Below are 26,761 nucleotides of genomic sequence, written 5' to 3' on the forward strand. Positions count from 1 at the left end.
GAAGAAGACCAAGCCCACCCCCCAGAACACGGCAACCGACCACACCAACGCCAAACACATGTTCGTCGACGACCAGGGCAACATCGCCGGCGGATGCACCGGCCTCGACAACACCGGATTCCGCTGGACCTGCTACGCCGGCCAACGAGCCGTCACCGAAGGCATCATCACCCAAAACCTGCTCGGCCAACACCTCGACGCACCCACCCGCGGCTGACCGCTCGCAGAGCAGAAGCGACAACGCCCGGCCGGTCCTCGCGGACCTGCCGGGCGTTGTCGCGTTTCGTGAGCGGTGGCGGCGGGATTTGAACCCGCGGAGGGCGTAAACCCTCACACGCTTTCGAGGCGTGCTCCTTAGGCCACTCGGACACGCCACCGCCGAGTAGGGTACATGACCCCGGGTCCGGGTGCCGAACCGGTGTCGGCGAGGCCGGCCTGGCAGGATCTTCGCCATGAGTACGCACATCGGCGCGAAGCCGGGAGAGATCGCCGAGCGGGTCCTGATGCCGGGCGACCCGCTGCGGGCCAAGTGGATCGCGGAGACCTACCTCGAGGATGCCACGTGCTACTCGACGGTCCGGGGCATGCTGGGCTTCACCGGCCGGTGGAACGGCGTGGCGGTGTCCGTCCAGGGTTCCGGCATGGGCATGCCGTCGGCCTCCATCTACGCCCACGAACTGATCAACGAGTACGGCGTGAAGACGCTGATCCGGGTCGGTTCCTGCGGGGCCCTCGCCGAGGATCTGCGGTTGCGTGACGTGGTCGCGGCGATCGGTTCGTCCACCGACTCGAACATGAACCGGGTACGGTTCGACGGCCTGGTCGACTACGCCCCGGTGGCCGACTTCGGGCTGCTGCGTACCTCGGTCGACGTGGCGCAGGGTCGTGGCATCACGATGCGGGTCGGTTCGGTCCTGGCTGCGGACGCCTTCTACACGGACCGGCCGGACCTCTACGACACCCTCGCCGACTACGGGGTGCTGGCCGTCGAGATGGAGTCCGCCGCGCTCTACACGATCGCGGCCCGGTTCGGGGCGCGGGCGTTGACCATCCTGACCGTCAGCGACCACATCAAGACCGGCGAGAAGACCACGTCGCAGGAGCGTGAACAGACCTTCGGTCAGATGGTCGAGATCGCGCTCGACACGGTCGTCGCCTGAGCCGACCGACCACGCCGCCCCACCGTCGCAGGAGACGGTGGGGCGGCTGCGATTGTAGGAGAGTGACGACGGTCACCCCAGAAAACTATACGACCGGTCGTGCTTATTTATTAGCCTCTGCCCATGACAGTCGACGGACGCCTCGCGCGGGGCGATCGGACCCGCAGCGCCGCGTTGGACGCCGCCGTGGTGCTGGCCACCGAGGTGGGCCTGGACGGCCTCTCCCTCGCCCGCCTCGCCGGCATCCTCGGCGTCAGCAAGTCCGGCCTCTTCGCGCACTGGCGGTCCAAGGAGGCGCTCCAGCTCGCCACCGTCGACCGGGCCGTCGAGCAGTGGCAGGAGCGGATCGTCGAGCCGGGCCTGCGCGCCCCGGCGGGCGTACGGCGACTCTGGGCGCTGCACCAGGCCCGGATCGACTTCTACGCCGCCCGGGTGCTTCCCGGAGGCTGCTTCTTCGCCAGCACGGACTTCGAGTACAACGCCCGCCCCGGCCCGGTCCGGGACCGGCTCGCCGAGGTGTTCGGCCGGTGGACCGCGTTCCTCGAACGGCTCGTCCGGGAGACGGTGGACGCCGGTGAGCTTCCCGCCGGCACCGACGTGCCGCTGTTGGCCTACGAGATCGACGCGCTCGGGATCGCCGCCGCGATGCGCTCGCGGCTGATGGACCCGGATGCCGCCTACCGGCACGCCCGCCAGAGCCTGCTGGACCGTCTTCGGGCGCTGTGCCCGGATCCCACCCTGCTACCGGAAGGTCTCTCGTGACCCACACCGCCATCGCCCCGCCCGCCGTCGCGTTCGGTCACGTCGAGCACGTCACCGTGCACTTCGACGACCTCGACGCCGTCGGCATCCTGCACAACGCCCGGTACGCGGTGCTGCTGGAACGCGCGCTGACCCCGTACTGGGCCGCCCGCGGGATCTCCTTCCAGCGCGGATCGGCCAGCGCCCCCGACGTGTTCCACGCGGTCCGCGAGTTCGCCATCACCTTCCGGGCGCCGATCACGGCGGTTGGGCCGGTGGCGGTGCACTTCTGGCTCGAACACCTCGGCACCAGCAGTGCCGAGTACGGCTTCCAGTTCCGTTCGCCGGACGGCCGCGTCGTGCACGCCGAGGGCCGGCGGGCGATCGTCCGGCTCGATCCGGCGACCCTACGGCCAACCGCGTGGACCGACGCCGCCCGCGCGGTCGCCGCCACCCTGCTGCGTCCCGCCCCCACCTCGGACTGAGCATCGCCGGTCGGCCGACGCGGGGAGGCCGGCGCGGTCAGCGGAAGAAGGCGCGCAGGATGGCGGCGTTCTCCGTCTCCAGGACCCCGCCGTAGACCTCGGGGCGGTGGTTGAGCCGCCGGTCGCGCAGCACGTCCCAGAGCGACCCAGCGGCCCCGGTCTTGGGCTCCCAGGCCCCGAAGACCACGGTCGAGATCCGGGCCAGCACCAGCGCGCCCGCGCACATCGTGCACGGTTCCAGCGTCACCACGAGGGTGCAGCCGTCCAGCCGCCAGCGGCCGAGCCGGGCGGCGGCCCGGCGCAGCGCCAGCACCTCGGCGTGGGCGGTCGGATCCCCGGTCAGCTCACGCTCGTTGCGCCCGATCGCCAACTCGGCGCCGTCCGGGCCGTAGACCACCGCCCCCACCGGCACGTCGTCGACCGGCACGCCACTCCCGCCGTCCGCCCGCAGGGCGGCACCGGGCGCGTCACCGGCGCCGTCGACGGCGTGCGGCTCCGGGCCGGTGACGGCGATCTCCAGCGCCCGGCGCATCCACAGCTCGTGCCGCTGCCGGCGGCCCGACCCGTCCGGCTCGGCCAGCCACTCGTCGGCGCCGGGGCCGACCCGCCCGACCGCGCCCGGGGTCGGCTGCCCGGGGCGTACGGTCTCCAGGGCCGGGTCGGTGGCGTCGACCGGCTCGGCGGCGCCCGCCAGCGGTGATCCGCCGCCGGGCAGCTCGGGCCCGCCCGCCGGGGACGGCTCAGACCTCACGCAGGTCCTCGACCTCGTCGGCGCAGCCCAGCACCAGGCACACCTCGGCCGTGACGTCGGCCGGGAGCATCCCCTCGTGGGCGCAGAGCCGCAGCAGCTTCTGGGCGGGGATGCCCAGGTCGGCGAGGATGTCGGCGTCACCGACCGGGTCGGCCTCCGGGTCGACCGCGGGCTGTTCGCTCTCGCCGCCGCCGGCGGCTGCCGGCCGGGGCTCGTCGATCTCCTCCAGGCCGGTGACCGAGGTCTTGAGGTCGCCGACGAGCAACGCGCCCAGGCGGGACTCCTCGGCGTACGCCGAGTCGGAGCCGAAGATCCGCAGGTCCTCGCCCTCGTCGAGGCGCAGGATCACCAGGTACGTGTCGTCGGCCTCGACGAAGAGCAGGGAGAGGTCGGCGTCCGGCTCGACGTCGCGCAGCCGGTCTGCGACCTCGTCGACGTCGGTGGCGCCCCGCAGGTTCACCTCGGAGGCGGTCCAGCCGCCCTCGACGCGCACCACGGCGGCAGCGAAGTACGACACGGTTCCCCCAATGACCTCGGCACAGCTCGCCGACTCGTTACGCGTGCACGTTAACCGGTCGGGTCGGCAGGCAACCGGTCAACGCCCCGAAGGGCCGGCCATTCCTGCGAAAGTCGGCTCAGCCGGCGACGCGGCGGCGGGTCGCGATCAGCTGCCGCAGCCGTTCTGTCCGCTCCCGTTGCGGCCGCTCCCGCTGTCGTACCGCGCGGGCTCCCGCCAGCTCGGCAAGAATCTGCAGGCGGCGACGGCTGCGCTCAGGGTCGAGCCGCGGGGTGGTCCAGGCCATACCGGAAAGCGTCCCCAGTCACAGCCAGTACGTCAAGATGGTGTTCGGAATGCAGTTGATCATGCACGTGGTGTCACCACATCGGCCAGTTCGAACTGGTGGCCCACCGCACGACGACGATCGCGAAGGCGATGCTCCAACCACCCGCGGTGACGATCGCCACGCCGGTTGCCACGCCCCGGTCGCCGTACCGGACCAGCACGAGAGCTGCGGCCCAGGCGAGCGCGCCGGCGACCACCGTCCACCAGGCATACCCGGGCACGTCCCGGCCGAGGAGGCCGAAGAGCAGCAGCCAGGCGGCGGCGAGGGCGGCTCCGGCGGCGACCCCGGGGCCGGTCACCGGGTGCGGTTCCCGCCAGACCGGCCGGTACGGCGGACCGGAGGGGAACAGCCCCGAGGGGGTACGCGTCAGGAACTGGCCGGCCGCCGGCTCGGCGGGGTACGCGGGCTGACCGTCGTTCACCGTCACTGCTCCCGTCCGCGGACCCCGGTGCGTCTCGGGGCACCGTCCCACCGTAGCGGTCTGCCAGGATGGCCGGATGTCGTCACGATCGACCGGCCGCCGTCGCGCGCGTCCGGCGTACCGGGTCCTGCTGCTGCTCGCCCCGGCGCTGCTGGTCGGTTGCGCGGGTGGGCGGCCGCCCCCGCCGCCGACCGCGGTGTGGGACGGACCGGACGTGGCGGCGCCGGCCGCGCGGCCGGCGCCGCCCACGGCGTCCCCGGCGTCCGCCGCGCCATCGCCGGGTCGGGAGCCGGCGCGGCGGGTCTTTCCGGTACGGGCGGCGAAGGTCGCCTACCACCCGACCCACTCGGCGTACCCGGGCACGGACATCTTCGCCGACTGCGGCGAGCCGGTGGTGGCGGTGACGGACGGGACGGTCCTGGAGGTGAGCCGGGTCGACCGGTTCGACCGGCGGGGGCCGCGCGGCCCGCACAACGGCGGGCTGTCGGTGTCGCTGCTCGGTGACGACGGGGTGCGCTACTACGGCTCGCACCTGAGCGAGATCAGCACGGGCGTGGACGCCGGGATACGGGTACGGGCCGGGCAGCGGCTGGGCAGCGTCGGGAGGACCGGCAACGCGAACGGCGTCTGCCACCTCCACTTCGGCCTGTCGCCCAGGTGCGGCGGCCACGACGACTGGTGGATCCGGCGCGGGGTGGTCTGGCCGGCGAGGTACCTGGACTCGTGGCGCGCAGGCGGCAACCGGTCGCCGGTGGCCGAGGTGACCGCCTGGGAACGTGAACACGGCTGCCCAGGGGCACCGGGCAGCGACTGAGCGGGGCGCGACGGATCGCGCCATCTGCTCGACACATTGACGAAGGTCGTCGAACTGGATTAACGTCCGCGTCAAAGAGAGCGCTCTCACACGCAATAAATCCCCCGTATACCGACGAACCGCGCCAGCCGGTCCCCGCCGGCACCTGCGCTGGAGGCACCATGACACCTCCCGTCCCACACCGCCGGCTCCCCTGGGCCCTCGCCACCACCACCGCCCTCGCCGTTCTCGTCGGCGGCCTCACCGTCACCGCCCCCACCGCCGAAGCCGCCGCCGTCGGCGCGGGCAGTTACACCACCGACCGGGTGGGGCCGCTCCCCGCCGGCTGCGGCGACATGTCCACCAACCCGCGACAGTTCGCCACCGCCAACGCGCCGGCCGGGCCGATCCCCACCAATGACTGGTGGTCGTCCCTGCTGTGGAAGAAGACCAACTGCGCGTACAGCGAACCGCTGCACGCGCACCCGCTCTCCTACCAGACGTTCGGCGACGGGCTCGGCTTCTCGGCCACGGCCACCCCCACCATCACCGGCACCGCCACCGGCGTCGGCGAGTACAAGTACGCGTACGCCGAGGACTTCCGGGTGGGAGTGGCCGGTCTCGGCGCCCCCGTCGTCAAGGTCGACGGCTGGACCGACTGGACGGTCAGCCCGTACTGGAACGACGGCGCCCGCACCATGCGCGCCACCATCGGCCACGGCCTGCCGTTCACCTACTTCCAGACCAGCGGCGGCCACGCCACCATCAGCCCGACCGCCGGCAACCCCACGATCTGGTCCCACAACGGACCCACGATCGGGTTCCGCGTCAACGGCCACGACTACGTCGCCTACGCCCCTACCGGTGCCACCTGGGCCGTCTCCGGGGGACGCCTCACCTCCGCCCTGGCCGGCAAGGGCTACTTCTCGCTCGCCCTGCTGCCCACCACGGCGAACACCGACGCCACCGCGCGGGCGAACCTGGCGGCCAGCTACGGCCGGTACGCCCACGCGCACGTCACCGGAACCCGGGTCGCCTACTCGTACGACCAGGTCAGCAGCCGGGTCACCACGACGTACACCGTCACCACCGACCGGAAGGAGGGCAGCACCAGCCAGACCGTGGTGAGCCTCTACCCGCACCAGTGGAAGGCCCTCACCGGCGCCACCCCGCTCGGGCAGAGCTACCCCTCACCCCGAGGCCGGATGAAGATCCTCACCGGTGTGAACGACTTCCGCACCTCGATGGCGTTCCGCGGCGTACTGCCGGAACTGCCCGCCGTCGGCACCGGCGCCGGGGCCGACCTGGCCCAGCTCAGGGAAGAACTCACGGCCGTGCGGGGCAACCCGATGGACGCCCGGGGCGGCGACACCTACTGGATCGGCAAGGGTCTCGGCCGGGCCGCCCGGATCGCCGAGATCGCCGACCTGGTCGGCGACACGCAGACCCGTACCGCCGCGCTCAACGCGATCCGCGGCACGCTCACCGACTGGTTCACGGCGACCCCGGGCGAGACCGCCCGGCTCTTCTACTACGACCGCAACTGGGGTGCCCTTATCGGCTACCCGGCCTCGTACGGGTCCGACCAGGAACTCAACGACCACCACTTCCACTACGGCTACTTCATCGCGGCAGCCGCCACCCTGGCCAAGTTCGACCCGGCATGGGCGTCCGACGCGCGGTACGGCGGCATGGTCGACCTGCTCATCCGGGACGCCAACAACTACAGCCGCGCCGACACCCGCTTCCCCTACCTGCGCGACTTCGACATCTACGCCGGACACGACTGGGCCTCCGGGCACGGCTCGTTCCACGCCGGCAACAACCAGGAGTCCTCGTCGGAGGGGATGAACTTCGCCAGCGCCCTGATCCAGTGGGGGCAGGCGACCGGTGACACGGCCGTCCGGGACGCCGGCGTCTTCATGTACGCCACGCAGGCGGCGGCGATCCGGGAGTACTGGTTCGACGCCGACGACGAGAACTTCCCGGCGGCGTTCGGGCACTCCACGGTCGGCATGGTCTGGGGCGACGGCGCCGCGTACGCCACCTGGTTCAGCGCCGAACCGGAGATGATCCAGGGCATCAACATGCTCCCGATCACCGGCGGTCACCTGTACCTGGGCCACGACCCGGCGTACAACAGGACCAACTACGCCGAACTGGTCCGCAACAACGGCGGTTCACCGACCGTCTGGCAGGACATCCACTGGCAGTTCCTGGCCCTCGGCGACCCGAACGCGGCACTGGCCGAACTGCGCGCCAATCCCGGATACACCCCGGAGGAAGGCGAGAGCCGGGCCCACACGTTCCACTGGATCCGCAACCTGGCCGCGCTGGGCCAGGTCGACACCGGGGTCACCGCCAACCATCCGCTGGCGGCGGTGTTCACCCGCGACGGCGCCCGCACCTACGTGGCGAGCAACATCACCGCCGCGCCGCTGACGGTCACCTTCTCCGACGGCACCCGCCTCACGGTCGCCGCCGGAAGGACCGCCACCACCGGGGCGTACACCTGGATCGGCGGCAGCGCCAACGGTGGCGTCGCCCCGAGCCCGACCAGCCCGTCACCGACCCCGACCGGCCCGTCGCCGACCTCGACCCCGACCGGCCCGTCACCGAGCCCGACCGGCAGCACCCCGCCGGGCATCTCGCCCACGCGGTACCTGCGGCCCGGCGGCGGGCTCGCGGCGGCCGGCACCCGGTCGACCGCCGCGGTGGCCAGCGCCGGCGGCGTCAACCACGACGGCACACCCCACACCCCGCTGGTGTTCACCGCGACCGGGCTGACCATGCCGTACGCCGGGGGGCAGACCACGTTCGACCTGCTCCTCGACGCGGGCCAGGCGGTCGGCAACGGGGTGCAGGCCCGGGTCTCCTACGACCTGACCGGCGACGGCACCGTCGAACGCGTGGAGACCTACCGCTACTTCGCCACCGACCCGCTCCCCGGCTACGAGCACTACACCCAGAGCGCCGGCCTGCTCACCTCGACCGGTTCGCTGGGCAACCTGTCGAACGGCACCGTGAAGCTGGAGGTCTGGTCCGCCATCGGCGCCAACCCGACCACTCTCGGCATCGGCGACCAGTCGCTCGTCACGCTCCCGTACGCCTGATCCGGACGCGCCACCACCGGCCCGCCGCCGGCCTCGTCCCGGCCGGCGGCGCGGGCGCGTAGGTTGCAGGTCATGACCGCGCGGGACCCTGTCGCCGACCTTCGCCGGATCGCCTTCCTGCTGGAACGGGCCAACGAGGCCACCTACCGGGTGCGGGCCTTCCGGTCGGCGGCGAACACGCTGGCCGGGCTGCCGGCGAAGGAGGTGGCCGAACGGGTCCGCACCGGGAAGCTGACCGAACTGGCCGGCGTCGGCGACGTCACCGCCCGGTGCGTGGCCGAGTCGCTGACCGGGGAGGAGCCGGTGTACCTGCGCCGGCTGGTCGCCACCGAGGGCACCGACCTGGACGCGGCGGCGACCGCGCTGCGGGATGCGCTGCGCGGAGACTGCCACACCCACTCCGACTGGTCCGACGGCGGGTCACCGATCGAGGAGATGGCGCTCGCCGCCGTGGAGCTGGGCCACGAGTACCTGGTGCTGACCGACCACTCGCCCCGGCTCAAGGTGGCCCGAGGGCTCACCGCCGACCGGCTGCGCCGGCAGCTCGACCACGTGGCGGCGGTCAACGCGGCGCTGCCGAAGGGTTTCCGCATCCTCACCGGCGTCGAGGTCGACATCCTCGCCGACGGCTCGCTCGACCAGGACGAGGAGCTGTTGGCCCGGCTCGACGTGGTGGTCGGCTCGGTACACAGCGGTCTGAACGACGACCGGGCGAAGATGACCCGCCGGATGCTGGCCGCGGTGACCAACCCCCACCTGGACATCCTGGGGCACTGCACCGGCCGGCTGGTGGCGTCCCGCCCGGCCGGGGTGAAGGGGCCCGGCGACCGGGCGCACCGGCCGCGTACCCGGGCCGAGAGCGACTTCGACGCGGACGCCGTCTTCGCCGCCTGCGCCGAGCGCGGCGTGGCTGTCGAGATCAACTCCCGGCCGGAACGGCAGGACCCGCCGAAGCGGCTGATCCGACGCGCGCTGGAGGCGGGCTGCCGATTCGCCATCAACACCGACGCACACGCCCCGGGCCAGCTCGACTGGCAGCGCTTCGGCTGCGAACGGGCGGCACTGTGCGGCGTGCCCGCCGACCGGGTGGTCAACACCTGGAAGGCCGACCGCCTGGTGAGGTGGGCGCGTACCCGCCGGTGACCGGCCCGCGGCGGGCAGTCAGCGCCGCACGGCGGGTTCGGCGGCGGCGGGCTCGATGGCGGTCGGGGCGGTGACCTCCGGCGCGCGACGCGGGCCGAGCAGGCCCTGCGCCACCGCGACGCCGAGCAGCACCACCAGCGCGCCGACCGGCTGGTGCCAGGTGAGCCGCTCGTCGAGCACCAGCGCACCGACCAGCACCGCGAAGACCGGAATCACGTACGTCACGGTGGACGCGGTGCTCGCCCCCGCGACCCGGATGTTGTGCATGTTGATCACAAAGGCCAGGCCGGTACCGAGCGCGCCGAGCGCGACCACGCTCGCCACCACCGGCCACGAGAGGCCCGTCGGCACCGGCGGCGCCCCGGCCACCAGCGGGCCCACCACCGCGAGCTGCGCCGTCGCGACGAGCAACTGCGCCGCCGACAGCGACAGGCCGGAGTACCCGGTCCCGCCGAGGAACTTCTTCAGGTACGGGATGGCTACGCCGTAGCAGGCGGCCGCCCCGAAGCACATCAGCTGGCCGGCGAAGTGCGCCCCGCCGACGCCCTGCCACACGCCGAGCACCACCAGCACGCCGACGAAGCCCAGCCCGAGCCCGACCGCCCGGCGCACGGTGAGTCGCTCGGTACGGAAGACCAGCACCGCCAGCGGCAGCACGATCAGCGGGGTGGCGGCGTTCCAGATGCCGGCGAGCATCGACTCGACCCGCTGCTCGCCGTAGCCGAAGAGGGTGAACGGGACGGCCACCCCGAACGCGGCGGCCACCGCCAGGTGTGCCCAGACCCGGGGCTCCCGGGGCAGCCGGTCGCGCAGCACGACGAGCACCGCCAGCAGGGTGACCGCGCCGGTGGTGACCCGGTAGAGGGTGAGGTGCAGGGGATGCAACTCCTCGACCCCGACCTTGATGAAGAGGAAACTCGAACCCCAGATCGCAGCGAGCGCGACGAAGCCCGGCAGCCAACTGCGCAGCGGCGCCTTGTCAGGAGTGATCTCGGCTGTCACCCCTGACACTCTGCCGCAGGGGTACGACGAAGTCCCGCGGTATCCGGCCGCCGTGTCCACCGCCACAGCAACCCCACCGGTGCGCGTCCGGCCGGGCGCGGAACCCCGGCTCTCCCCCGTCGTTGGTCCACAGGGAGGTGTCGCGGTTGATGTTGCCGACGCGCGTCGCGGAGCCAGTGCCCGACCTGGACGGCGGGTGGACGGTCCGGCGGGCCGAGCGCCACCTGCGAATCGGTGAACTGGCCGGCGCCCGGCACGAGTGCGTGGCCGGCCGGCTGATGGTCACCCCGTTCCCACCGGCCACCGAGAGCATCGCCATGGCGGGCCTGGCCAGCGCGTTCGTCCCGGCGGCCGAGGCGGCCGGGCGGCACGTCCTCGGCCGGGTCGCGCTGACCTTCTCGCCGACCTGCTGGATCCAGCCGGACGTGACCGTCCTGCACACCCTGCCCGCGACCGACGAGGAGGAACGCTGGGTGCCGGCCGCGCTCTGCCTGATGGCGGTGGAGTTCGTCCGGCGCGGCGTCCGGCGCGGTCCCGTGGACCGCCGCCGCCACTGCGCCGGGGCGGGCATCCCGTGGTTCCTCCGGGTGGAGCTGGACCGGCGTCCCGAACGGATGGTGGCGGAACTGTTCCGGCGTACCGAGGGGGTCGGCTGGGCGGTCGCGGCGCGGGCGGTGGGCAGGCAGCGGCTGCGCGTCCGGACGCCCTTCCCGATCGACTTCTCCCCGGCTCGGCTGCTACCCGGAACCGGATAAACACGGTCGACACCCGGGCCGGTGGGTCACGTAGGGTCGCAGCGTGGGACGAATCGATGACCTCGCCAACCGCTACGTGGCCGACTGGGCCCCGCTGAGCCCGACCGGCGCCACCTACGTCGGGATCGCCGGCTACGACGACCAGCTCGACGACCTCTCCCCGGCCGGCTACGAGGCCAGGGCCGAGCTGACCCGGCGCACGCTGACCGACCTGGACGTGACCGAGCCGGAGTCGGAGGCGGAGCGGATCGCCAAGGAGGCCATGCAGGAGCGGCTCGGCCTGGAGCTGGCCCGCTACGAGGCCGGCGAGGTGACCAGCGAGATCAGCGTGATCACCAGCGGGCTGCACGAGATCCGGATGGTCTTCGACCTGATGCCCACCGAGGGCGAGGCGGCACACGCCAACGTCGCCGCCCGGCTCAACCGGTTCGCCGCCACCCTGGAGGGTTACAAGTCCACACTGCGCGAGGCGGCCTCCGCCGGGCGGGTCAGCTCGAAGGTGCAGCTGGCCGAGGTGGCCAAGCAGTGTGACACCTGGACCGACCCGAACGGCGACAACTTCTTCCACGGCCTGGTCGAGCGGCTCGGCGAGGACGGCACGCTCGGCGCCGAGCTGCGCCGGGGCGCGGCCGCCGCCACCGCCGCGACGGCGGAGTTCGGCCAGTTCCTCCGCACCGAACTGGCCCCTCTCGGGCGCGACAAGCAGGCCGCCGGTCGGGAACGGTACGAGCTGGCCTCGCAGTACTTCCTCGGCGCGAAGGTCGACCTCGACGAGACGTACGCCTGGGGTTTCTCGGAGCTGGCCCGCCTGGAGGCCGAGATGCGGGCGGTGGCCGGAAAGATCGTCGGGCCCGGCGCGACGATCGACGAGGCCGTGGCGGCGCTGGACGCCGACCCGGCCCGGACCATCCAGGGCAAGGAGGCGTTCCGGGACTGGATGCAGGCGCTGGCCGACAAGGCGATAAGCGAGCTGCACGGCACCCACTTCGACATCCCCGAGCAGGTCCGGCGGATCGAGTGCTGCCTCGCGCCGACCAGCGACGGCGCGATCTACTACACCGGCCCGAGCGAGGACTTCTCCCGTCCCGGGCGGATGTGGTGGGCGGTGCCGCCGGGCATCACCGACTTCTCCACCTGGCGGGAGGTGACCACCGTCTACCACGAGGGCGTGCCCGGTCACCACCTCCAGGTGGCGCAGACGGCGGTCCGGGCCGAGCTGCTCAACCGCTGGCAGCGGCTGCTCTGCTGGGTCTCCGGGCACGGCGAGGGCTGGGCGCTGTACTCGGAGCGGCTGATGGACGAGCTGGGTTACCTGGAGGATCCGGGCGACAAGCTGGGCATGCTCGACGGGCAGGCGTTCCGCGCCGCCCGGGTGATCGTCGACATCGGCATGCACCTGGAGCTGGAGATCCCGAAGGACAACCCGTTCGGCTTCCACCCGGGTGAACGGTGGACGCCGGAGCTGGGCTGGGAGTTCATGCGGGCGCACTGCCGGGTGCCGGACGAGAACCTGCGCTTCGAGCTGAACCGCTACCTGGGCTGGCCGGGGCAGGCGCCGTCGTACAAGGTGGGCGAGCGGATCTGGCTCCAGGCCCGGGACGAGGCGAAGGCCCGCAAGGGCGCGGACTTCGACCTCAGGGAGTTCCACCGGCAGGCGCTGGACCTCGGCTCGCTCGGGCTCGACCCACTGCGCAAGGCGCTGGCCCGCATCTGAGCTGTGGTGCCGGGGGCGGGCGGGACGACCCGCCCCCGGCACCGTGGTGGTGGGACGGAGGTCAGGGCACGCTGAGCCGCAGGGCCGGCACGGCGGTCAGCGTGTCGCAGTCGACGAAGGCCAGTTCCATCACCGGATCGGTGAAACTGATCGGGATCGGCGAGGTGATCGGGATCCCGTCCGGGAACGGCAGGTCCGGGGTCAGGGTGACCGGGATGCCGAGCAGCTTGCCGGAGAACCGGGCGGCGTAGAACGCCACGTCGCCCCGCACGGTCAGCCGGTCGGTCACGTACTGCTGGGCGCGGCCCGCCGGGCCGTCCGCGACCAGCTTGAAGTCGTCGGTGACCGCCTCCGCCATGCTGAACTTGAGCGCCTTCAGCGAGCCGCTGTCGGTCGGCAGGTCGACGATGCCCTCGAACCGCAGCCCCGTCATGGTGACCTTGGAACCGGTCAGTGTGGACGGCCTGACGGCCACCTTCGGCTGGTCCGGATCCGGAGCGATGCGGGGCATGAGCTTTCCGGGCGCCACCTTCCCGGGCCGGTCCCGCTTCGCCGGGGCGCAGCCCGCAGCCCGGCGGCTCGGGGCGACGCCGGGGGTGGCGGCCGGCGTCGTGGACGGTGTCGGGCCGGCTGACGGGCTCGCGGTCGGCTCGGTCCGGTTCCGGCCGCCGGTGAAGAAGTCCCCGACCCGGGTGAGGAAGTCGCTGATCGGGTCGGTGGTGTCCCCGGTGGACCCCGGCGACCCGCTGGGGCTGGGGCTGGCCGTCGGCGTCGTGGGTGGCGCGCCGCGGCGGGGCGACGCGGAGGTGGTGGCCGCCCGGCCGGGCTTCGCGCAGGCGCTCGCCGACGGGGTGGGGACCGTCGACGCGGCCTGCACGGACGATGGCCGGACCGCGACGGGCCCGCCCACGACGAGCCCGAGCACCACCAGTGCCACCGCGAACCGGCCAGGGTCCGGCGCACCGCCCGACGGTTCGGCCGGGGTGGCGCCACGGCCGGCGGGGGCCGCGTCGCGGGGCACGGCCGGCACCCGGGCCGGGGTCGCCACCGGCTCGCCCGTCCCGGTGTACGGCAGTCCGTCCGGCGACCGGGGCGTGGCCCCGGTGTCGGCCGGCATGAGATCGTCCAGCAGGCTGCGTTCCCCGGCGTACGGCTCGCCACCGGGCTCGGACCCGGCCGGCTCACCGGCGGCGGAGCCGATCGGGGTATGTCCCTCGGCGGAACCCGTACCGGCCTGTCCCTCGGCGGAGCCGGTGGCCGCCGGTCGGCCCGGCGTCCAGGCGAAGCCGAGCGCGCTGCCGACCAGGCCGAGCAGCAGGCCGACGAAGAATCCGCCGAGGTTGAGGCCCATCAGCGAGTAGATCGTGGTGATCGCCGCGACGATCGAGTAGAAGAGCCGCTGCGCCGGACTGAGCCAGAGCAGCAGTCCGCAGGTGAGCAGGATGGCCGGGATCAACAGCGAATAGAGGCCGGTGGGCCCGCTGGAGAAACTCAACCCGTCGATCGTCATCTTGGTGGAGGCGAACATCTCCACCCCGGCCAGCGCGGTGAGCAGGCCGCCCCAGAACGGCCGGTTCCGCTGCCAGCGGCGGAACCCGCGCCACGCCCGGCCGAGGCCACCGGCGGGGGTGTGCTGCGGTTCGGCGGTTGTCACGTACTCCTCCTGGCGGAGCGAGGGACGGGGGAGGCGGTGTGTGGGTCCGCGGCGGTCGCCCGTCGCGGATCACGGTCACCTCAGAAGCACTCCTTGCCCTTGGCGTCGTCTCCGACGTTGACCTTCAGGCGCAGGCCGGTCAGGTTGAAGGTGGCCGCGGTGGTGTAGCGGGACACCTGCCGCAGCCCCGTGATGCTGACCTTCTCGCTGCTCTGGCCGAAGGAGCCGGCCTGGGCCGTCGGGTTCAGGTCGGACGCGTCCCGGCCGATATTGATGTTCGTGAAGGAGGCGTTGCCCTCCAGGGTGTCCATCGCGATCAGCAGGTTCTTCGCGGTGGCCGGCTCGTCGTCGCCGGCGTGGATGGTGAGCACCACAGGCAGGCCGGGCAGGTCGGCACGGACCGACTGGCAGAGCTTGTGGAGTTCGGCACTGTCGATCTCGGAGAGGGCGACCGGGTGGTTTCTGCCGTCCTTCTCCTTGACGATGCCGCCGAACTGCCTGAAGCCGTCGCCCTCGAGCCGGTCGGCGGCAATCTTGAAGGTCTGGCCGGAGACGGTGATGTCGGCCGCGATCGCGCCGGACTGCATGCCGAACAGGATGACGCCGACGGCGGCGGCCGCGGGCACCATCATCGCGGCGAAACGCCGCCACCGGGTACACCCCGGGTTGTCGAGCCGATCCTGCACGGGTTCCTCCTGGCTGGGGGGGTACGTCGTCGCGGGGCCGGGGGGAGGATGCCGGCCGGGCCGGAACATCTGTTACCGGCGAGTAACGAGGTGCCGCCTGATGGTGCACCCACTGAGGCGTAGGTCACAAGACCTCACGCGTGGCTCGGCACCCTCGAGCGGACGACGCCGCCCCGGTCGGGCACGGACAGCCAGCAGCCGGCGCGCCACATCTCCAGGACCAAGGCGACGAATAGGGTGTTTTCGATCGACCTTTGTCACTCTCCGCGACCAGCCATAGACACATTACGATTCCGTAACGGGGCACACAGGGTACTTCGGTAACGCGTGAGGGGCGGGTCGCGAACGACTCGCCCCTCACGCGCGCTGCCGTGCTGTCAGCGCTTCTCGGCCTCGTCCGACGCTGTCCGCTGCGCCGGTGCCGCCGGCTCGTCCTCCATACGCCAGTTCGTCGACGCGGGCGGAATCTCGTCGGACAACGGGCCGCCCGGCCGCTCGTCCGTCACCGGCTTCTCCTGCCGGGTCGACGCGTCGACCGCCGTCGAGGCAGCGTCCGCCCGGAGCCGGGCGTCGGCAGCGGACCGGCGGCCGGCGACGATCAGCCACAGGCCGACGATCAACAACAGACCACCGAGGACCGCCACGGCGATGGGCAGCGTCCGGCTGATCAGCCGGAGCTTGTCCCGGGTCTCCCCGGCCGACTTCACGCTGTTGGTGATGGTGGCGTCGTCGTAGGCGAAGTCCGCGTCGAGCAGGGTCACCGTGCCACCCTGATCCGGCACAAAGTTCTTCTTCTGCTGCTCTCGCACCTTCACGAAGTTGCCGCTGGTCGGCTCGACCCAGATGGTCCGGGTGTTGCTGTAGGTGACCTTGCCGGTGGTGGCGCCCGGCGCGAGAGCGTTAGCCAGCGCGGTCAGCGAACCCTCCGCCACGACCAGATCCGTCTCCGGGATGACCTGCACGTACCGGTACGCCTCGACATCCTTGACCCGCTCCGTGCCGTCAAATCTGATCGGCAGTGCCTTGCGCAGGTCACGGTCGAAGTACTCGTAGTCTTTCCGCTCCGCGTGGAAGGGGAACTTGTAGGTCTGCCCCTGGAACTCCACCGAGTCGTCTTCACCCGCCGGACCGTCGGTGTCGAGGAACTGCTTGTCCCACTTCCGGGCCGCAGCGGTCTCCCGGTCGAGCGCCAACTCCGCCGAGTACAGGCTGACGTCCGAGCCGTTGTCGGTACGAATCACTCGACCGTACGCCTGCCAGACGACCGCCTCACCGGCCAGGTCGCCGGTCATCTCCTTCTCCGTGGTCGAGGCTTGCGGGACCACCTCGGTGGTGGCCTTCAGGGCACCGGTCTGGATCGTCGGCTTGCCATCGATGACCTGCATGAACGTCGCGTTCTCGGCAACCGCGACGCTCGCCTTCAAGCAGCCGTCCGGCTGGTTGTCGGGATTGCAGAACGTCAGGTCGTACGGCAGCTTCGTCACCGACGGAGCCACGTAGTATGCCGTTCCCGCGGCCAACGCGAGAGACGCGACGCCTATGCCGAACAACACGGCACCCAGGCGAGCCTTCACTGATCCTCCCCAACAAAGACGGTCAGCCGGTGTCCGGCGAGCGTTCGGGTCTGCAAAACTGGGCCGCACGTTACTCCCGGGTTACTTATTCCCGCGACCCTCTGGACGGATGATGTCTGCTCCGATTCCCGACCACGCTCTCCGGCGGTTGCCCGCGCTCGACGCGGTACGGGTGATCGGAGCGCTCGCCGTCGTCGGGCACCACGTCGGATTCGCCACCGGACGCAACGCCGGCGACACCTTCACCGGCGCCTGGCTGTCCCGGCTCGACGTCGGTGTCGCCGTGTTCTTCGTCCTCTCCGGCTTCCTGCTGTTCCGGCCGTACGCGCACGCGCACGCAACGTACCAGCGTCCACCCGGGACCGGAAGGTACCTGTGGCGGCGGGCCACCCGGATTCTGCCCGCGTACTGGGTCGCCGTGGTGGTCTGCCTGCTGATCCTGCCGCAGAACCGGGACGCCACCATCGCCGATTGGCTGCGGCACGCCACGCTCACGCAGATCTACCAGCACGGGCAGCTGAAGCACGGAATCAGCCAGACCTGGAGCCTCGCCACCGAGGTCAGCTACTACCTGATCCTGCCCGTGCTCGCCGCGCTGCTGCTGGGCCGGCGTCACCGCCCTGACGGGGTGGCCCGAATCGCGCTGGCCGCGCTGGTGGTGACCGGCGGCTGGGTGGCGCTGATGGGCACAGGCGTGCTCAGTCTCGGCCTGCACACCATGTGGCTGCCGTCGTACGCCGGCTGGTTCGGCGTCGGCATGGCCCTGGCCAGCGCGCACGTCGCGCTGCGCATTGGCACGGGCGAACGCTGGCGGTGGCTCGACGACCTCGGCCGCGCCCCGTTGGCCTGCTGGACGATCGCCCTCAGCGCGCTCGCCGTCGCCACCACCCCGGTCACGGGCCCGCGCGACCTGGCCGAGCCGACCGCCGCCGAGTTCGGCACCAAGCTGCTGCTCTACGCGGTCGTCGCGGTGATGCTCATCGTGCCGGTCGCGTTCGGTCCGCAGACCCGCACCAAGGGCATCTTCGACAGCATCCTCGGACGGTGGCTCGGCCGAGTGTCATACGGGCTCTTCCTCTGGCACCCGTTGGTGCTGGAGGCGATCTACCTCATCGACGACCGGCCGGAGTTCACCGGCGACCCGCTCGGCACCTTCGCCCTGACCGTTGCCGGTGGGCTGGTCCTCGCAGCGCTGAGCTACTACGCGGTGGAGCGCCCTTTCCAGCGCTGGGGCCACCGGTGGCCACGCCAGCGCCGCAACACCAGTGAGAGCCAGAGGACCGTGGCAGTGGCGACCGCCGCCAACTGAGGCAGCCAGGCGGTGTGCCCACCCCGGGTCGCCGCGTACCACCCGGCCACCGCGAAGGACGCAACCGGCAGCCAGCGCACGGTCGCCCGGCGCAGCCGGTGCATACCGCGCCGGTCCGGCGGGTGCAGATGCGGCTCCAACGCCCGTCCGGCGAGCACGCCGAGAAACACCAACAACGCCACACCGACCGCTGCCAGGCCGCCCACCAGCAGCAACGCCCCGCCGCCGACGAACGCGGCCAGGAACCGGCCCCGCCGGCGGCGGGCGAACCCGGGCACCGGACCCCCGGCACGCCGTGACGGCAGCACCGCCAGCAGCGCGACCCCGGCGAGCAGCACCGCGCCGGCACCGAGCGCCAGCACATACCCGCCGTCGGGGGCGAAGCGCAGCTCCACCCGCCCGGAGTACCCGGCCGGGACCAGCCAGCCCTGCTGCCAGCCGTCCACCACGAACGGGATGAGTTCTTTCCCACCGGCGGTGGCCACCCAACCCGCGTTGGCATTCTCCCGCAGCGCCAGCACCTGCCGCTCGGCGTGACCGCTGAGGTGCAACACCCGGCGGGTGGAGGACCACTCGTCGATGCGCAGTGCCGTCCGGGTGGCCACCGGCTCGTCGACGCCACCCGCTGCTCCTCCGGCTACCACACCCAGCGGGGTGAGGGTGAGCTGGGTCGGCACCGCGAGCCGGTTCCCGGTTGCCAGCACCCGGTTCTCGCCGGCTGTCAACCGCACCGGTTCCTTTGCCGCATCGCCGCAGAGCAGCGCATTGACCTCGCGCTGCTCCAGCAGGTCCCGGCGGTTGGCCATCAGCGTGGTGCGGCGCTCCTCGCCGGCCACCAGCACGGTCGGGCCGCTGCCGCAGGGCAGCGCGACCCGCTTCAACGGGTCGACCCGAGTCACCCGGTTGGCCGGCAGTACCGTAAGCTCCCCCACCCCGACCGGCAGGTTCTGGCTCAGTCGGCGGTACGGGTCGTATGACTGGGCCGGAACGACGTCCGAGATCAACACGGTGATCTCGTCACTGCGGAGCAGCCGGTCGAACAGCAGCGTGCCGTCCTGGTCGAGCACCCCGCCGCGCATGCCCTCGTCACCGATCACGGTGACCCGCCACGGGCGGGCCGCCGCCGCGGTCGGTGGCAGGGTCATCCGCAGGCCCGTGATGGTGCGCGCCTTCGGCCAGGTCAACCGCAGCCACGGCTGCCGGTCGGAGTCGGCGGCGTACCAGGCCGTCGAGGCGTCCCCGTCGACCACGGTGCCGGGCCGGGCGGCCGGGTCGGGCACGCCCACCGTGGACGCGGCGACGGTCGGGGTGACCCCGTTGGTCACTGCCGCCGCACCACCGGCGTCGAGTAACGCGTTGAGCGCTGCTCCCGGCCGTGGCCGGGCCCGCAGCCCAATCTGGTAGCCGGCAGCGATGGGCAGTTGCACGGTCCGGTCGATTTTGTCGCTGTCCTCGGAGTTGCGGACCCGCCCGCCGTCGCAGATCGGCTGCCCCTCGTCGAAGACGCAGGCAGGCACGGACGGGGCGGCGCTGAACACCGCCGCGGCGGGTACACCGGTGGCCGGCGCGGCCGGCACCACGAGGGTACGGGCGGCCTGCACCCCGGGGATGGCCAACTCGGCGATACCCACCCCACCGAAGCCGGCCCGGACGTCGAAGACCTGCTCGACGGTGACCCGGACGACCCGGGTCGGGTAACCGTCGGGCAGGGCAACGTCCAGGAGACGCCCCGAAGTCTCCGTTGTGGTCTGCTGCCGGCCGGCCGTGACGGTCACCTTCGTGGGCAGCGAGTCGGCGCCGGTGTCGAAGGTGATCCGGACCTGCCGGACCACCTGCGGCCGTTCCAGTTCCAGCTCGAACCACTGGCCGGGTGCCAGCGTTCCCGGCGCGGACCGCCAGGACGTGCTCAGGTCGCCATCGACGGCCGCGTACGGCTGGTACTCGGGGCGCCCGCCACCCAACGGCTGCGCCTGCGACCAGGAACTGGACGCGGAGACTCCTGCGATTCCCAGGTACCGCACCACGGTCGACGCCTCGTCGCCCCAGTCCGGCAGGTAGTCCCGCGCCGGGGCGTCCAGTTGGGGCCGGTCGCGGGCGGTCAGGGTGGCCGAGGCGTTGTCGTGCTGCTGTCCGAAGGCGACCTCGCGGCGGCGCAGGCCGTCGGTGAACGTGACAGGGCCGTTGCCGAGCTCGGCCGGGCGGTCACCGGCGAGCACCGTCGGCGCGTCGGTGAGTTGCCCGGAGGCGGCCAGCGGCAGCAGCGACTCGGGCCCACCGACCACCGTGGTCACGTCGTCGGCGTCGTACGCGACGACCGGGTCGACCGAGCGGCTCACCTCGAAGACCTCCAGCGCCCGGACCTTCACGTCCAGACCGTGGTCCACGAAGTTGCCGGGCAGCCGACCGCCGCCGACCACCGGTCCGAAACCCCGGACCGGAACGATGCCGGGCGAGCGCAGCAGCGCCTGCCGGGCCACCACGGGCTGGGTCGCGCCGCTGCGGCCGTAGTCGAGGTCGGAGCGAAGCAGCAGGTACCGCACGCCGGAGCGGGCGAGCAGGTCGGCCAGACCGGGCGAGCCCTGGCCGTTGGCGAGTGCGGACTCCACGGTGTCGAGCAGCCGGATGGTGCCGGGTGGGGTGAGCGGCACCGAGCTGCGTACCGCCCACGGCTTCTCCAGCAACGGTTGAGTGATCTCGTCGCTCGGGCTACCCCAGAGATAGCGGGGAAACCGGGCGGCGGGCACCACCAGCACCCGTTCGTCGCCGACGGTACGGTCGAGCCAGGAGGTCGCCTGGTGCCAGTAGCCGGGGACGTCGCGGAAGCCGCCGGGGGCAGCCAGACCGCCGGCGAGCGCTGGCGAGGCCACAGCGGCCATCGCCACCAGGGCCGCACCGGTGACCAGGCCGGCGCGGAGGCGAACCGGCTGGAGCAGGCGTGGCAGCAGGCCCGCCAGCTCGGGCCGGTCCCCGGTACGAGCGGCCCGCAGCAGCAGTCCGACCAGATGAGCCAGGCCCAGGACGAGCGGCAGGCGGAGCACCACGTCGAACTTGTGCACGTTGCGCAGCGGCGCGCCCGCGGCGTCGAGGAAGGCGCGCTGGGTCTGCGCACCGAATCCGTCGAGCTGCCCGACGTGGCCCAGCCCGACCAGCGCCAGCCCGACCAGCAGCCCGGTCACCAGAAACCGCCGGTACGGCATGCCCCGGCGGGCCAGCCCGGCGATGCCGAGCCCGGCCACCACCAGCGTGGCAACGATCAGTGGCTGCTCGGTGGCCAACCGCCAGCCCGCCGTCCACGGCGGCCCGTACGCCCCGTTGAGGTAGGCGTGCCAGTGCGACGCGCCGCGCAGCACGGTGGTGGTGTCGGTGGGGGCCGTGGTCACCGGCGCGGTCTCGATGTAGTCCAGGAACGGCGGGCTGTACCGGCCGAGCAGCAGCAGCGGCACGAGCCACCAGGCGGTCGCCGCGCCCACCGCTGCCCCCCAGGCGACCAGGGCTTGCACCCGCATCCGCCGCGGGTGCAAGCCGACCAACCAGAGCGCGGCCAGTGGTACCACCGCCAACACGGCCGTGGCGTTGACCCCACCGGCGCAGGCCACTGCCAGCGCGGACCGGGCGATCGCGCGGCGCATCGGCACGCCCTGAGCCAGCCCGACCAGCGGGACGAGCACCCAGGGTGCGACCGCGCTGGGCCACGCCTCCACTGAGATCGGGCCCAGCTCGGTGACCAGCCGCGGGGAGAGCGCGAAGGCGGCGCCGGCGATCAGCCGGGCCCACGGGGTGCCGATGTGCAGCCGCTCGGCCAGCCGGACCACACCGGTGCAGGCGACCGTCATCACCAGCGCCCACCACAGCCGCTGCACCACCCAGGCGGGCAGGGCCAGCAGTTTGCCGGCGAGGAAGAACGGGCCCATCGGCCAGAGGTAGCCGTACGCCTGATTCTGGAGCTGGCCGAAGGTGCCGTCCGGGTCCCAGACGTGCAGTGCGCGGGTCATCCATCCGGCCGGATCGATGGCGAGGTCGACCTTGGTGTCGATGGCGATCAAACCCGGGTCCTGAAGGAACGCCAGGGCAGACAAAGCCAGACAGACCGCAACCAAGCGCAGACGCCATACCGTGCTCGGCACGTCGTCCGGCTCCTCGGCCGACCCCGGACGGCCCGGCGACTGCAACATCTCGCCTCCGATCGGGCATTGCGGCTTTCGTGACGCAGCCCATAGTGTGACGCGACCGCGAAGACTACTCGGCAGTAGGAGTGAGTGTTGGAAGCACCGGCTGCCGCCACCCGGCACGTACTGTTCCTCAACTGGAGGGACACCCGGAACCCGGAGGGAGGTGGGTCGGAGGTCTACGTCGAGCGGATCGCCGGGGAACTCGTCCGGCGCGGTCACCGGGCCACCCTGCTGTGCGCCACCCACACCGAGGGCCCTCGGGAGGAGATCACCGCCGACGGCGTACGCGTGCTGCGCCGAGGCGGCCGGCACACGGTGTACCTGCGCGCCGCCCTGGTCTACCTGGCCGGTGCCCTCGGCCTCGGTCCGCTGAGCCGGCGGCACCGCGGAAGGCCCGACCTGATCGTCGACGTCGGTAACGGCCTGCCCTTTCTCTCCGCGCTCTACGCCCACCGTCCGGTGATCGCGCTGGTCCACCACGTGCATCGGGAGCAGTGGCCGGTGGTGCTGGGCCGCTGGCTCGCCAGCTTCGGTTGGTGGGTCGAGTCCTGGCTCGCCCCACGCGTCTACCGCCGCTGCCAGTACGTCACCGTCTCCGCGGCCACCCGCGATGAACTGGCCGCCCTCGGGATCGACCCGGCCCGGGTCGCCATCGTCCACAACGGCACCCCCGACATGACGGTCGGTCCGGTGCCCCGCTCACTGCGGCCCTCCCTGGTGGTGCTCGGCCGGCTGGTCCCGCACAAGCAGGTCGAGGTCGCGTTGCACACCCTCGCGCGGCTCGGCGAGGAACTGCCCGGACTGACCCTGACCGTCGCCGGTCAGGGCTGGTGGGAACCGCAGCTACGCCAGCTCGCCGCCGAGCTGGGCGTCACCGACCGGGTTCGATTCACCGGATTCGTCAGCGACACCGCCAAGCGCGAACTGCTCGCCGCGGCCTGGGTGGCGCTGACCCCCTCACTCAAGGAGGGCTGGGGCCTGACCATCGTCGAGGCGGGCGCGGTGGGCACCCCGACGGTGGCGTTCCGGGGCGCCGGCGGGGTCGAGGAGGCCGTGGTCGACGGCGAGACCGGCTTGCTCGCCGACGACGTTGACGACTTCGTGGCCAAGGTGCGGCGACTGCTCACCGACGACGCCTACCGCACCACGATGGGAGAGGCGGCGCGCACTCACGCCGCCCGCTTCACGTGGCCGGTTTCGGGGGAGAAGTTCGCGGCCCTCGTAACGAGGGCCGCGAACGAGCCGGCGGGGGTGCCGGTGAAGCCGGTGGAGCAGTCCTACTTGCTGCCGTAGACAAGCGGCTGGTTCGCGCCGCCATTGCCGCCGCCCGACTCGGTGCGCGCGGCCTGCTCGGCCTTCGCCGCCTCGGACACCGACGTACCGGTCAGCGTGGTGGCGAGCGCCACCGTGCCGAAGGCACCCAGAGCGACCGCGGCGACCGCGACCAGAACCAACGAGAGAGCACTGCGCATGGTGCTTGCTTCCTCCTCCTGAGCTGCGTGCGCGGGACGTTACCACCAAGTAGGTGGCACCGGGAGGTCCGCGAGGCCGATCAATACGGGCCGGTACGGCCGCCTGGTGAGCGGGTGGCCGGGTTCTCGTAGAGGGCCAGCTCCGGCCCCGAGTACACCTCGAGCAGCCCGCTCAGCGCCGCCGCTGCCACCGGCCGGCCCCCCGCCGTCCGCTGTACCACCACCCAGCGCACCCCGATGGCACTGACCGGGACGCCCGCGGCGAGCAGCCGGCCCACCTCGGCGGCCCGCCGGTTCTCCCCGGCCACCTCCGTCGCGCCCACCCAGAGGGTGTCGTCAACCAGCACATCCGCGTTGACGTACCGGGGCAGCGGGTCCAGCACCGTGCGGCCCCCGTTCCACGGGTATGCCCGGTACGCCCCGAACGGCAGCGACAGGACCTCCCCCCGCTGCCCGGCCAACCGCCCGGCGACCACGTCCCAGTCCGCCGGGTACCGCACCGGCCGCAGCCGGCCGGCTACGCCGAACGCGAGATCCGGCATGACCACCACCGGCAGCAGCAGCGCCGCAGCCAGGAGAGTCCTGGCGCCGGCCACCGCCCCCCGGGTGGCAACCCGGGCGGCGAGCCGCTCCACGCCCAACGCGGCGGCCACAACCAGCAGCAGCGCGTACGGCATGAGGAACTTCTGCCCGTCTCGGAACACGCCCGCCCCCGGCACCGATGCCACTGCCCACCGCAGCACTATGACGGCACCGGGCAGCGCGCCGAGCAGCGCGGCGACCAGCGCGGCGGCGGCCAGCCCGACCAGCCGGTCCGCCACCCGCGCGGGCCAGCGACCGCGCAACGCGTGGAAGCCGTACGCCGCCGAGGCCAACAGCAGCACGGTGGCCACCGGCACCAACGGGGAGGACCGACTCGCAGGAGTGGTCTGCGCGTTCCAGATCCCCCCGGTGCCGGCCAGCGCGCCCAGCACCCCGCTCCAGTTCTCCGCCCGCGCCGAGAAGGCAGCCACCCCATCCGGGTCGGTGCGCGCATCGGCCGACGTGACGCCGGCCGCCAGCAGCCACGGCAGGTTCAGCAACACCACCCCACCGACTGCGACGGCCGATGTCCGGGCCGCCCCCCACCGGGGCACCAGCACCGCGACCGTGACCAGTGCGATCAGGCCTCCGGTCGGGGTGACGGCAGCCGGCGCGGCGGCGAGCAGCAGCCGCGGCAGCGCCGCCCGCCGCTCCTCGCGTACCGCGATCGCGGCCGCGACCAGCCAGGGCAACGCCGCGTACGCCAGCAACAGCCCCCAGTGCCCGATCAACAGCCGCTCGGCCAGGTACGGCGTCCAGGCGTACCCGACCGCGGCGACGGCCCGGGTGGCGGGATGCCGGGCGGGCACCAGCCGGCCGGCGCCGACGGCGGCCAGCAGCAGCACCGCGCCGAGCACCACACGTTGCAGCAGCCAACCCGGCACCGCCAGGCTGGCCAGCGAAACCAGTGCGTCCAGCGGCACTGCCCGGGGCAGCGACTCACCCGGCAGGACCAGTTCGGCCCGCCACGGCTGGTGCGGTACGAAGACCATGTCGTAACTCAGCACGTAACCGGGCGCCGCCAGCGGGGCCAACACCAGCGTGGTGACGGCCAGCCCGGTCGCGACGAGCATCAACCTCTCCCGCAGGTTGACCTCCTCACTAGGCTGACCCGGCGAGGTCGCCGGCGTGGCGACACTGTACGCGTGCCCGCCGGGCTGTGGCGGAGCCGCCGACACGGGACGGTCATGGGAACTGAGTCGGACGACGGACGCGGCCGCGCGGCCGGGCTCGGCGCGGCCGGGGTGGCGGTCACGCTGGCCGGCGTATTCGTCAACGGCCTGGCGTACGTGGTGCCGCTGCTCGGTGCCCGACACCTCCCGCCGGCCGAACTGAGCGCCCTGGCCACACTACTGGCCCTCGGCGCGATCGGCGGCGTGGCCAGCACCGGGTTGCAGATCGCGGTCGCCGTGCACCGGGCCCGGCACGGGCCGGCCCGGGCCGCCCGTCCCACCGTTCTCACTCTGGTCGTCACCGCCGCCCTGCTCACCGTGCTCCTCCCGGTCGCCGCCGTCCAACTCCGGCTGACCGCGCCGACGGTGCTGCTGCTCGGTGTGCTCACCGTGGCAGTGGTGGCGGCCGGCCGGTGGCTTGGGGAACTCCAGGGCGACCAGCGGTTCTTGCGCCTGGCCGGGGCGATGGCCCTGCTCGCCGCCGGCCGGTACGGCGGCATGATCGCCGGGCTGGCCCTCGGCGGCGGACTGACCGGTGCCCTGCTCGCGGGCGCGGTCACCTCGCTGCTGGTGCTGGCCCTGCTGGTCCGCCTCAACCGGGGTGCCGGCTTCGACCCGCTCGCCCCGACCCTGGCCACCCGCACCGTGCTCACCGCCAGCGGTGCCACCCTGGCCATGTTGGTCGTCTCGTACGCGGACCTGCTGCTGGCCCGCCGCTTCCTGCCGCCCGACGCCTCCGGCACGTACGCCGTCGGCACGGTGCTGACCAAGGGGGCACTCTGGGCGCCGCAGGTGGTGACCGTGATCGCCCTTCCCCGGCTGGCCCGTGGCGACCGCCGCACCCTACGCATCGCGTTGGCGCTGGTCGGCGCGGCCGGCGGAGTGCTGGTGCTGGCCACCATGCTCGCCGGCGGGCTCGCCTTCGCCCTGGCCGGCGGCCCGGAGTACACCGCGCACGGCCGGTACGCGCCACTGTTCGCCGCCACCGGCGCCCTGTACGCGCTGGTCTTCGTTCTCGTCAACGCACGCGTCGCTGCCTCGACCCGGTGGGCGTCCGCACCACTGTGGGCGGCCACCGGCGGCTTCCTCGTCGCGGTCGCCACCGGAGTGCCGCACACCGTCGCCGGGATCGCCGGGGCGGCTTTGGTGACGGCGGCGGTCACCGCCGTCGCCACCGGGGTGTTGACGATCCGCCATGAAGCGGGCACCCCGCCCAGGCC

General features: G+C 72.7%; 21 protein-coding genes, 1 tRNA gene and 2 pseudogenes. 12 read left to right on the forward strand and 12 right to left on the reverse strand.

Going from position 1 to position 26,761, the window contains the following annotated elements; genetic code table 11:
- Nucleotides 1-217 (forward strand): annotated as a pseudogene (locus E1165_RS17215) (hypothetical protein); the annotation flags it as partial.
- Between the two features lie 73 nt (nt 218-290).
- Here E1165_RS17215 and E1165_RS17220 read toward each other — a convergent pair.
- Nucleotides 291-377, reverse strand: a tRNA-Ser gene (locus tag E1165_RS17220).
- A gap of 75 nt (nt 378-452) precedes the next feature.
- Here E1165_RS17220 and deoD point away from each other — a divergent pair.
- From deoD to E1165_RS17235, 3 genes are all read left to right on the forward strand, one after another.
- A complete protein-coding gene (deoD, locus tag E1165_RS17225) occupies nt 453-1,160 on the forward strand; it encodes a purine-nucleoside phosphorylase (protein ID WP_132392674.1) in 708 nt (235 codons plus the stop codon).
- 123 nt (nt 1,161-1,283) lie between these two features.
- Nucleotides 1,284-1,922, forward strand: coding sequence for a TetR/AcrR family transcriptional regulator (locus tag E1165_RS17230; RefSeq protein WP_132392676.1), 639 nt, complete (start codon nt 1,284-1,286; stop codon nt 1,920-1,922).
- Nucleotides 1,919-2,386 (forward strand): thioesterase family protein, encoded by a 468-nt coding sequence (locus E1165_RS17235; protein ID WP_243704832.1) that lies wholly within the window; start codon nt 1,919-1,921, stop codon nt 2,384-2,386. Before E1165_RS17230 ends, E1165_RS17235 begins: the two co-directional genes overlap by 4 nt.
- Before the next feature lie 37 nt (nt 2,387-2,423).
- Here the strand turns inward: E1165_RS17235 and E1165_RS17240 are convergent, their stop codons facing one another.
- The 4 genes from E1165_RS17240 to E1165_RS17250 form a co-directional block, all read right to left on the reverse strand.
- A complete protein-coding gene (locus tag E1165_RS17240; protein WP_132392710.1) occupies nt 2,424-2,918 on the reverse strand; it encodes a nucleoside deaminase in 495 nt (164 codons plus the stop codon).
- A 208-nt stretch (nt 2,919-3,126) separates the two neighbouring features.
- The gene (locus E1165_RS17245) at nt 3,127-3,654 is read right to left on the reverse strand and encodes a tRNA adenosine deaminase-associated protein (protein WP_132392678.1); all 528 of its coding nucleotides are present in this window, start codon (nt 3,652-3,654) and stop codon (nt 3,127-3,129) included.
- Between the two features lie 118 nt (nt 3,655-3,772).
- Entirely contained in the window at nt 3,773-3,940 is a 168-nt protein-coding gene (locus tag E1165_RS29040) for a hypothetical protein (RefSeq protein ID WP_165942613.1), read from the reverse strand.
- A 73-nt stretch (nt 3,941-4,013) separates the two neighbouring features.
- Nucleotides 4,014-4,352 (reverse strand): hypothetical protein, encoded by a 339-nt coding sequence (locus tag E1165_RS17250; RefSeq protein ID WP_132392712.1) that lies wholly within the window; start codon nt 4,350-4,352, stop codon nt 4,014-4,016.
- Nucleotides 4,353-4,479: 127 nt separating this feature from the next.
- Between E1165_RS17250 and E1165_RS17255 the strand changes: the two genes are divergently transcribed.
- From E1165_RS17255 to E1165_RS17265, 3 genes are all read left to right on the forward strand, one after another.
- Nucleotides 4,480-5,217 carry a M23 family metallopeptidase gene (locus E1165_RS17255; RefSeq protein WP_132392680.1) on the forward strand — a complete coding sequence of 246 codons (738 nt, stop codon included), beginning with the start codon at nt 4,480-4,482 and terminating at the stop codon, nt 5,215-5,217.
- Between the two features lie 161 nt (nt 5,218-5,378).
- Entirely contained in the window at nt 5,379-8,309 is a 2,931-nt protein-coding gene (locus E1165_RS17260) for a glycosyl hydrolase (protein ID WP_132392682.1), read from the forward strand.
- A 72-nt stretch (nt 8,310-8,381) separates the two neighbouring features.
- On the forward strand, nt 8,382-9,452 hold the full coding sequence (locus tag E1165_RS17265) for a PHP domain-containing protein (RefSeq protein WP_132392684.1): 1,071 nt from the start codon (nt 8,382-8,384) through the stop codon (nt 9,450-9,452).
- Between the two features lie 18 nt (nt 9,453-9,470).
- Here E1165_RS17265 and E1165_RS17270 read toward each other — a convergent pair whose 3' ends face one another.
- On the reverse strand, nt 9,471-10,454 hold the full coding sequence (locus E1165_RS17270) for a DMT family transporter (RefSeq protein ID WP_207916926.1): 984 nt from the start codon (nt 10,452-10,454) through the stop codon (nt 9,471-9,473).
- Between the two features lie 149 nt (nt 10,455-10,603).
- On the opposite strand from E1165_RS17270, the gene E1165_RS17275 reads away from it, so the two are divergent.
- Both E1165_RS17275 and E1165_RS17280 read left to right on the forward strand, forming a co-directional pair.
- Nucleotides 10,604-11,209 (forward strand): hypothetical protein, encoded by a 606-nt coding sequence (locus E1165_RS17275; protein WP_132392688.1) that lies wholly within the window; start codon nt 10,604-10,606, stop codon nt 11,207-11,209.
- Between the two features lie 43 nt (nt 11,210-11,252).
- Complete coding sequence (locus tag E1165_RS17280; RefSeq protein ID WP_132392690.1) at nt 11,253-12,923, forward strand: DUF885 domain-containing protein; 1,671 nt, start codon at nt 11,253-11,255, stop codon at nt 12,921-12,923.
- Nucleotides 12,924-12,984: 61 nt separating this feature from the next.
- Here the strand turns inward: E1165_RS17280 and E1165_RS30510 are convergent, their stop codons facing one another.
- From E1165_RS30510 to E1165_RS17295, 3 genes are all read right to left on the reverse strand, one after another.
- Nucleotides 12,985-14,577 carry a DUF6114 domain-containing protein gene (locus tag E1165_RS30510; protein ID WP_132392692.1) on the reverse strand — a complete coding sequence of 531 codons (1,593 nt, stop codon included), beginning with the start codon at nt 14,575-14,577 and terminating at the stop codon, nt 12,985-12,987.
- An 80-nt stretch (nt 14,578-14,657) separates the two neighbouring features.
- Nucleotides 14,658-15,263 carry a DUF6230 family protein gene (locus tag E1165_RS17290; protein WP_132392694.1) on the reverse strand — a complete coding sequence of 202 codons (606 nt, stop codon included), beginning with the start codon at nt 15,261-15,263 and terminating at the stop codon, nt 14,658-14,660.
- Between the two features lie 377 nt (nt 15,264-15,640).
- Complete coding sequence (locus E1165_RS17295; protein ID WP_132392696.1) at nt 15,641-16,837, reverse strand: DUF3068 domain-containing protein; 1,197 nt, start codon at nt 16,835-16,837, stop codon at nt 15,641-15,643.
- Nucleotides 16,838-16,946: 109 nt separating this feature from the next.
- Here E1165_RS17295 and E1165_RS17300 point away from each other — a divergent pair, with 109 nt between their 5' ends.
- On the forward strand, nt 16,947-18,146 hold the full coding sequence (locus tag E1165_RS17300; RefSeq protein ID WP_132392698.1) for an acyltransferase: 1,200 nt from the start codon (nt 16,947-16,949) through the stop codon (nt 18,144-18,146).
- On the opposite strand, the gene E1165_RS17305 is transcribed toward E1165_RS17300, so the two are convergent.
- Nucleotides 18,038-22,318, reverse strand: coding sequence for an alpha-(1->3)-arabinofuranosyltransferase (locus tag E1165_RS17305; protein ID WP_132392700.1), 4,281 nt, complete (start codon nt 22,316-22,318; stop codon nt 18,038-18,040). The two genes, E1165_RS17300 and E1165_RS17305, sit on opposite strands and share 109 nt — an antisense overlap.
- Nucleotides 22,319-22,405: 87 nt before the next feature.
- Between E1165_RS17305 and E1165_RS17310 the strand changes: the two genes are divergently transcribed.
- Nucleotides 22,406-23,608 (forward strand): glycosyltransferase family 4 protein, encoded by a 1,203-nt coding sequence (locus tag E1165_RS17310; protein WP_132392702.1) that lies wholly within the window; start codon nt 22,406-22,408, stop codon nt 23,606-23,608.
- Here the strand turns inward: E1165_RS17310 and E1165_RS17315 are convergent.
- Both E1165_RS17315 and E1165_RS17320 read right to left on the reverse strand, forming a co-directional pair.
- Nucleotides 23,593-23,787, reverse strand: coding sequence for a hypothetical protein (locus E1165_RS17315; protein ID WP_132269680.1), 195 nt, complete (start codon nt 23,785-23,787; stop codon nt 23,593-23,595). The two genes, E1165_RS17310 and E1165_RS17315, sit on opposite strands and share 16 nt — an antisense overlap.
- Before the next feature lie 116 nt (nt 23,788-23,903).
- A pseudogene (locus tag E1165_RS17320) lies at nt 23,904-25,442 on the reverse strand (hypothetical protein); the annotation flags it as partial.
- 114 nt (nt 25,443-25,556) lie between these two features.
- Between E1165_RS17320 and E1165_RS17325 the strand changes: the two are divergent.
- The coding region (locus tag E1165_RS17325) for a polysaccharide biosynthesis protein (protein ID WP_132392706.1) at nt 25,557-26,761 on the forward strand (1,205 nt) is incomplete at its 3' end.

The organism is Micromonospora sp. KC723 (assembly GCF_004348595.1).
GTDB lineage: Bacteria > Actinomycetota > Actinomycetes > Mycobacteriales > Micromonosporaceae > Micromonospora.